The organism is Streptococcus oralis (assembly GCF_001578945.1).
Classification (GTDB): Bacteria; Bacillota; Bacilli; order Lactobacillales; family Streptococcaceae; genus Streptococcus; species Streptococcus oralis_Q.
In genome coordinates this window covers 317,414-320,036 of sequence record NZ_KQ969552.1, presented here as the reverse complement: position 1 = coordinate 320,036, position 2,623 = coordinate 317,414, and the positions used below count along the sequence as shown (strand labels likewise).

Annotated in this window: 3 protein-coding genes and 1 pseudogene; all 4 read left to right on the top strand. The window is 36.3% G+C overall.

The genetic code is table 11. The features are described from left to right. Position 1 precedes the first annotated feature (1 nt). Positions 2–343: a hypothetical protein gene (locus SORDD16_RS07015; protein WP_241734030.1), complete on the top strand. Its 342-nt coding sequence runs from the start codon at positions 2–4 to the stop codon at positions 341–343. 481 nt (positions 344–824) lie between these two features. Continuing rightward, positions 825–1,220, top strand: a complete 396-nt coding sequence (locus SORDD16_RS07005; RefSeq protein WP_061452859.1) for a hypothetical protein — start codon at positions 825–827, stop codon at positions 1,218–1,220. Next, positions 1,217–2,428 (top strand): Tle-like phospholipase domain-containing protein, encoded by a 1,212-nt coding sequence (locus SORDD16_RS07000; protein WP_061452858.1) that lies wholly within the window; start codon positions 1,217–1,219, stop codon positions 2,426–2,428. The genes SORDD16_RS07005 and SORDD16_RS07000 overlap by 4 nt, the downstream gene beginning before the upstream one ends. After that, positions 2,410–2,623, top strand: a pseudogene (locus tag SORDD16_RS06995) (hypothetical protein); the annotation flags it as partial. The gene SORDD16_RS07000 and the pseudogene SORDD16_RS06995, both read left to right, overlap by 19 nt.

Below are 2,623 nucleotides of genomic sequence, written 5' to 3'. Positions count from 1 at the left end.
AATAGGAGGAATTGTAATGTTTAGTTTGAATCACCAAAAAGAAAAAACGTTGGAAGAAAAAATGAGAATTGAACAGGATAGGATGGCACTATTTGTGGTTAATAGAGTAAAATTAAAAATACAGAATCCGATTGAAACTATAGAATTCAGAAAAAATGAAGCAACAGGAACCTGGCGAATAACACTTGTAATCAATGGAATGGCAACAATATCCCTATCAGAGGATGCTTTTGGGGATGTTATACGAACATCTGGATATTATTTAGAAGACATGTCTGTTGACGAGACGGATGTTCCCTATACAAAGACAATTGATAATATAAAAATTAGTTATCTAATCTAATAGTGGCATAGAGATGGGATATGATATAATAAACGGAGATGGATTGAGGGGAAATTATGATTAAAATAAGCAATAATATATTAGGGATAGTCTATGTCATTTCTTATCTATGTCTTCTTTATTGTCTCTGGTTGTGGAATGGTCCAACGTTTCTTTTTTTGACATTTATTTTCTGGGGTCTTCCCTTGTTGATAATATTCCTTCCCTTATTAGGTATATGGATATTTACAAACTTGAAATCTCTGGTTTTGATTGGTTATGTGGCAAGTCTATTAAACGGTTATTATATTTATTTAGTTCTTAGAAATTTTCATTTGGAGAGGATTACTGATACAGCAGGACATAAAATTCCATTATCACCGTGGTTATCTGTTGCAATTATTGTGGTTGATTGTTTGTTTTTATCAGTAGCTACATTGGGATTTTATAAAAATTTTATCTTACCTTTCTTTAAAAAGAATGACATAGACAAGGAGTTACTATGAAAAAACAAATCAAATGGAATATCATCACTTTAGTAATCTGTATTATAGGAGGGATTGTAATGTTTAGTTTGAATCACCAAAAAGAAAAAACGTTGGAAGAGAAAATGAGAATCGAACAGGATAGGATGGCGTTATACTTAGCCAATCATTACGAAGGAGTTCGCATGGTAGAATTCGAATCTTTCTCTAAAGATAATATAACAGGAACATGGAGTGGTGATGCGCTTGTTAATGATAAGTACTATGTTAGATTCACATTATGGAATCTAGGTGGTGAGATTAGCATGTCCCAACTAACATCTAGAAATTCAGGTGAAGTTTTAGAGAAGAGAAAACAGATTGATAGTAAATCAGACTTGGACATAGATGTAAGATATGGTAAATTAAAATGATAACTGAAAAAGATTATAGATATATTGCTGATGATGTTTATAAAGTGGATGCTCTAAAGGTGAGTAGACCTTATAGTAAGGATGATTTGGTTGCAAACGATCGGTTTAAAGTAATCTCTAAACCCATAGACAACACCTCCAATGGTATGCAGGCGATGGCAGTTGCTCCTGTGGATAAAAATGGGAATGTGGATTATAGCCATGTAGTGATTGCTTATGCAGGGACGAATAAAGATGATCGTCTTGACATCCAAACAGATATCCAATCAATAGGATTTGGTGATAGACGGATGTTGTCGGATTTGGAAACAAAGACATTTAGAAAATCTCAATTTCAAACGGCTCTGAGTTTTGCGGAAGAAATCGAAAAAACTTATCCCTCTGCTAAAATCACAACTGCGGGGCATTCGCTTGGAGAGTCTCTGGCTATGTATGTCGCTTTGAAGCGAGGTTATGCCAATATTGGGTACAACGGGCCAGATATTCATAACTTGATTTCGAAAGAAGAAATCAAGTACATGCAAGAACATCCAGAACAATTTCGCAATTACCGGCATAAGTATGATGTTATTGGTAATATTATGGGAAATACGACTCAAACAGCCATCTATCCCTATATCTATCCTGCAAAAGATAACTGGGGTGACAAGTTAGAATATCATAACTTGTCCCAATGGCGATTTGATGAGAATGGCCAGCTAGTTGATTTGGACGGAAAACGTGTCACAAACCTCAAAGTAACAGCGCTAGCAGAAGCCACAGCAGGCATGTACCGTTACCGAAAAATCAAAGAGTATCTCTCGGCAGATGGTTTGTCAAGTAAGGAAGAAATTTACTTAGATAGCTTACAGGGCATGGCCTTGGGAGAAGGCATGGCAAATGCGGCACAAGCTGGTGCAGAGGAAATAAAAGGCTTCCGAGATGAGGTTGTATCAAAAGCTCAGGAATTGTGGGAACAGATAGACTTTAGTAGCTTTCAGTATTTGAGTTATGACGAAGTTGTATCAACTTTTACGGCCGCAGGTGTAACGCAAGATACGATTGTTGGAGCGTTTGAACAAGAGTTTGACCCCATCAATCAAAAAACTGAAAAGCTAGCCACAGATTTTGATACTCTTAACCAACAGATTATCCAAGTCATTGAGAATAAACTAGCGCTAGATAAGGAATTGGCAGGAGAATTTAGAAAATGGAACAGTCGGATTTAGTCTTCCAAAAGCTAAAGGCAAAAGAAAAAGAGTATCATGATTTGGAAGATGAGTATCTAAAGCGGAAAGCAACTTTTACGAATCAACGTGATGAACTCTATGAACGTCGAGATCGACTTGCACGAATCATTGACGATGAAGCGAATAAAATGGATGCCTTTCTTCGAAAAGGACAACACAGTTACCGAGATGGGG